This is a genomic window from Phenylobacterium sp., assembly GCF_036263695.1.
GTDB lineage: Bacteria > Pseudomonadota > Alphaproteobacteria > Caulobacterales > Caulobacteraceae > Phenylobacterium.
This window is the reverse complement of sequence record NZ_DATAGM010000020.1, coordinates 1-4,189: the sequence shown is the minus strand read 5'-3', so window position 1 is coordinate 4,189 and position 4,189 is coordinate 1. Positions and strand designations below refer to the sequence as shown.

General features: G+C 70.7%; 5 protein-coding genes and 1 pseudogene. 2 read left to right on the top strand and 4 right to left on the bottom strand.

Features of this window, described 5'->3' with window-relative positions; genetic code table 11:
* From VHK87_RS00635 to VHK87_RS00625, 3 genes and pseudogenes are all read right to left on the bottom strand, one after another.
* A pseudogene (locus VHK87_RS00635) lies at positions 1-257 on the bottom strand (gamma-glutamyltransferase); the annotation flags it as partial.
* Between the two features lie 58 nt (positions 258-315).
* A complete protein-coding gene (locus VHK87_RS00630) occupies positions 316-978 on the bottom strand; it encodes a methyltransferase (protein WP_329632963.1) in 663 nt (220 codons plus the stop codon).
* Entirely contained in the window at positions 975-1,910 is a 936-nt protein-coding gene (locus VHK87_RS00625) for a fatty acid desaturase family protein (protein ID WP_329632962.1), read from the bottom strand. The genes VHK87_RS00630 and VHK87_RS00625 overlap by 4 nt, the downstream gene beginning before the upstream one ends.
* A 95-nt stretch (positions 1,911-2,005) precedes the next feature.
* Between VHK87_RS00625 and VHK87_RS00620 the strand changes: the two genes are divergently transcribed.
* Positions 2,006-2,494, top strand: a complete 489-nt coding sequence (locus tag VHK87_RS00620; RefSeq protein WP_329632961.1) for a hypothetical protein — start codon at positions 2,006-2,008, stop codon at positions 2,492-2,494.
* A gap of 3 nt (positions 2,495-2,497) precedes the next feature.
* Here VHK87_RS00620 and ubiA read toward each other — a convergent pair whose 3' ends face one another.
* Positions 2,498-3,415 carry a 4-hydroxybenzoate octaprenyltransferase gene (ubiA, locus tag VHK87_RS00615; protein WP_329632960.1) on the bottom strand — a complete coding sequence of 306 codons (918 nt, stop codon included), beginning with the start codon at positions 3,413-3,415 and terminating at the stop codon, positions 2,498-2,500.
* Between the two features lie 134 nt (positions 3,416-3,549).
* On the opposite strand from ubiA, the gene VHK87_RS00610 reads away from it, so the two are divergent.
* A complete protein-coding gene (locus VHK87_RS00610) occupies positions 3,550-4,092 on the top strand; it encodes an RcnB family protein (protein ID WP_329632959.1) in 543 nt (180 codons plus the stop codon).
* The last annotated feature ends 97 nt before the right edge of the window (positions 4,093-4,189 follow it).

The window sequence follows — 4,189 nt, the reverse complement described above, 5'->3', positions numbered from 1 at the left end:
GCGATCGCCGCGTCCACCGCCGATCCGCCGGCCCGCAGGATGTCGATCGCGGCCAGCGTCGCCAGCGGATGGGCCGTCGCCGCCGCCCCATGCAGTCCCCAGGCCGCGCTGCGGCTGGCGAATGTCGCCCCGTCGATCCGGTCGCCCGAGCGCACGTCCGGCCGGTTCAGGTTCGGATTGCCGGCTCGGCTCTGGGCGAGCGCCGAGCCCGCCGCCGCAGCAGCGGGAAGGGCGGCAAGGAAGGTGCGGCGGCGCATGGGCGAAACTCCGTTGTACTTGCTCAGCAAGTCCCGGTTTTGGCCGCCGCCGCAAGACCTAGGGCAGCGCCCACACCGCCGTCTTCTTCACCTCCATGTCCTCCAGTTCGCGTGTGGTCGGGACCTGGTACTCGATCAGCTTGGTGAGGCGCTCGCGGGGGAAGTAGCTGCGGCCGGGGTCGCCGATCAGGACGAGGGCGCCGGCGGCCTTGGCGGCGGCGAGCCAATCCATAACCTGGCCCGCCAGCGGCGCCTCGTAGCAGATGTCGCCGGCGAGGATGACCTCGGCCTCCCTCGGCGGCGGGCGGTCGAGGAGGTTCTGCTCGGTGGTCTTCAGGCTCACGCCGTTGGCGGCGGCGTTGAGGTGGGCGGCCGCGCCGCAGAAGGCGTCGATGTCGGCGCACAGCACCTCGGCCGCCCCGGCCCTCGCCGCGGCGACGCCGACGATGCCTGAGCCGGAGGCGAAGTCGATCACCCGCCTGCCGGCGACGGTCTGCGGGTTGTCGAGGATGTAGCGGGCCAACGCCTGGCCGCCGGCCCAGGCGAAGGCCCAGAAGGGCGGCGGCAGGCCGATGCTCTCCAGCGCCTCCTCAGTCATCCGCCAGATGGGGGTGATCTCGTCGGCCAGGTGGAGCGACAGCTCCGGTGTGTGCGGCGGGGCCTGCAGCGTGGTGTTCTCGAGAATGAAAGCGCGCCGCCCTTCGGGGGAGGGGTCGATCACGCGGCGGCGGGCTTGGCCGAGGCCATGGCCAGCACCTGCAGGTAGCCCGGCTGGACCTCCATCCGCTCGGTCAGTCCCTGCGCGGTCAGCAGGCGGTGCGCCTTGGGCAGGCTGTAGCAGGGCAAGTGCATGAACATGTGGTGCTCGCAGTGATAGTTGACCCAATAGGGCGCGAGCACCGCGCGCTCGATCAGGTTGGCTCTCGTGGTGCGGGCATGGCGCAGCGGGTCGGGCTCGTCCTTCGCGACGCAGGCGTGCTCGGCGATGTTGCGCAGGCGGGTGATCATCTGCAGCCAGGTGGCGGCCGGCAGCACCCACAGCACCGGCCAGACCCACCAGTAGCCGAACGGGGCGAAGACGGCGGTGGTGACCAAGCCGCCGATGAAGAACCTGCGCTTGCGCTTCAGCTCGCGGGCCAGGATCGGCCAGACCGGCTCGCCGGCCTTGCGGGCCTTCAGCTCGGCCGCGACCTGGCCCCAGCGCAGTTTCAGCCAAGTCCGGCCGGTAAGATCGCGGGCGATCTTGCGGCGCAAGGACAGGCGGGTGATCGGGAAGGGCGCGGAGAGGACGAGGTCGGGGTCCTCCGCCTGCTGGGCGTACTTGTGGTGCTGCAGGTGGTAGGGCCGGTATTTGAAGAGGCCGCCAGGGGTCAGGTGCTCGCCCACCCAGTCGTTGAGCTTCAGGTTGCGGCACAGGGCGCCGTGGGCGGCGTCGTGCATCAGGATCGCCAGGCCCAGCTGCCGCCCGCCGACGATCATCACCGCGATCGGGATGGTGATCGGCCAGAGGATCGCCATCGCGACGGCGAGGCCGATGGCCGCCCAGGCGTGGGCGACCAGCGCCAGCCCCTTGAGATCCGAGCGCGCCGTCAGCCGCGCCCATTGCTCGGGGGGGAAGTAGGTCTTCGGGTCGACGCGGGCGGCTACGGCCATGAGCGATTTTAGCTCAGGACCGTCGGCAAGGACAGGATCGCCGCTTTCGCGGTTGAGGCGTCCGCGGCTAGGATCGCCGGGGGGAGGCGATCTGGATGACGTTCTTTCGGTTCAGCCTGGCGTGGGCTGCGGCGCTGCTGGCGACGGGCCTACCCGCGTCGGCGCAGGATCTCCAGCCCCTGGACCTGGAGCTGGTGTGCGACGGTGCGTTCATGACGCGGGTCCGGACGACGACATCCGTCGACGTTGAGGATGAGGACGGCAACGAGGCCACGGGGACGTCGATCTCCCGCACCAGCGTGCCGGTCCCGCGCCGGATCCTCATCTCGATCTCGGGAGACAGTGGCCGCGTCAAGCTTCCCGCGGACATGGACAGCCGGCGCGGTCTCGCCCCTGACGGTTGGCGCCCATTCCAGGAGCTCGTGGTCAGTGAGGACAAGATCGAGGCGCGCCTTCGGTTCAACGCCCTCGCAAAGGTGCGGATCGTTATCGACCGCATGACCGGCGACATCGACTACGATGGCGGAGAGTTCCGCGGCGTCTGCGACAAGGCACGCGCCCCGCTCAACGCCAAACGCTTCTGAGGTTCAGGGCCGCCAGCTTCCGGCGCAGATGGCCACGAACAGGATGAAGCCCGCGAGGCTGTTGGACTTGAAGAGCCTGAGCGCGCCCACGGGGTCGGCGATGTCGAGGCGCTGGGCCTGGCGGGAGAGGTGCAGGGCGAAGAGGGCGGCGGCAGGCCAGAAGAGGGGGCCGAGGCGCCCCGCGAACCCGGCGGCGAGGGCCAGGAAGGTCGCGGCCATGTAGAAGACGAGGACGCCCCTGGGGGCGGCGGCGCCGAGCCTGCGGGCCGAGGACTTCACGCCGGCGAGGGCGTCGTCCTCCAGGTCCTGGACGGCGTAGATGGTGTCGTAGCCGAGGGTCCAGAAGATGCCCGAGGCGTAGAGCAGCAGGGCGGGCCAGCCGAGCGTCCCGGTGGCGGCGGAAAAGCCCAGGAGGGCGCCCCAGTTGAAGGTCAGACCCAGCCATGCCTGCGGCCACCAGGTGATCCGCTTCATGAACGGGTAGGCGGCGACCAGCAGCAGCGAGCCCGCGCCGAGCGCGATCGCGAGCGGCGGAAAGGTCAGCAGGATCGCCAGCGACGCCAGGCAGCAGGCGATCACGAAGCCCCAGGCCTGCTTCACGCTGATCTGGCCAGAGGGGATCGGCCGCCCTGCGGTGCGGGCGACCTTGGCGTCGAAGTCGGCGTCGACGATGTCGTTGTAGGCGCAGCCGGCGGCCCGCATCAGCGCCGCGCCGGCGAAGAACAGGGCGAGCAGCCGCGCGTCCGGCAGCTGCTGCTCCATAGCCGCGGCCAACGCGATCCCCTGCCAGCCGGGCAGCATCAGCAGCCAAATCCCCGCCGGCCGGTCGAAGCGGCCGAGCTTCAGCCAGGGCCGAAGGCCCGCCGGGGCGTGGCGGTCGACCCAGTTGGTCGGGGCGGCGTCGGGCAGGTGGGCGGTCATCGCGCTCGTCAGTAGCAGATCGGACGAGCGGAGCGGAGCCGCTGAACCCGCCGCCAGCTTGACGGTTCAGCCACGGTTCAGCCCCGCTGCGGCATTTAGCCGTCGACGGGGACGCGCCCCACCAAGGAGTTACGATGAAGAAGTTGTTGCTGGCCGCCGCCGCCCTCGCCGCCGCGGCCGCGCCGATCGCGGCCTCGGCGCAGGACTGGCGCGGCGAGCGCCGGGAAGATCGCCGCGAGCTGCGCGAGGACCGGCGCGAGCTGCGGGAAGACCGCCGCGACGCGCGCCGCGACGGCGTGATCACCGAGCGCGAGCGCCGGGAGCTGAACCGCGACCGCCGGGAAGTGCGCGAGAGCCGCCGCGAGCTGCGTTACGATCGCCGCCGGGCCGACACCTGGCGCGACCGCGCCGAATGGCGCAGCTACCGAGGGGCGCGCACCGGCTACTGGTACGCTCCCGGCTACGGCTACCGCCCCTACGACCGCCGCTATTCGAACGCGTGGCGACGCGGTCACCATGTGCCGGTGATCTACCGCAGCTACTATGTCCAGGACCCGTACTACTACGGCCTGCCGCCGGCGCCGTACGGGCACCGCTGGATCTACGCGGACGGCAATTTCGTGCTGATGTCGATCGCCTCGGGTCTGATCGCTCAGGTCATCATGGGCGGCTACTAGGGGCTCGAAGCTCCGCCGGCGCGGCGCGTCGGCGGAGTTCTCCCGCATACCGGTCATTAGAACTCTTGTCGTTACTATCCGGTAAACCAGCGGAAAC

Coding starts and splice junctions, on each gene's coding strand:
- VHK87_RS00610 (WP_329632959.1), top strand. CDS start 3,550: ATGAAGAAGTTGTTGCTGGCCGCCGCCGCCCTCGCCGCCGCGGCCGCG.
- VHK87_RS00620 (WP_329632961.1), top strand. CDS start 2,006: ATGACGTTCTTTCGGTTCAGCCTGGCGTGGGCTGCGGCGCTGCTGGCG.
- ubiA (WP_329632960.1), bottom strand. CDS start 3,415: ATGACCGCCCACCTGCCCGACGCCGCCCCGACCAACTGGGTCGACCGC.
- VHK87_RS00625 (WP_329632962.1), bottom strand. CDS start 1,910: ATGGCCGTAGCCGCCCGCGTCGACCCGAAGACCTACTTCCCCCCCGAG.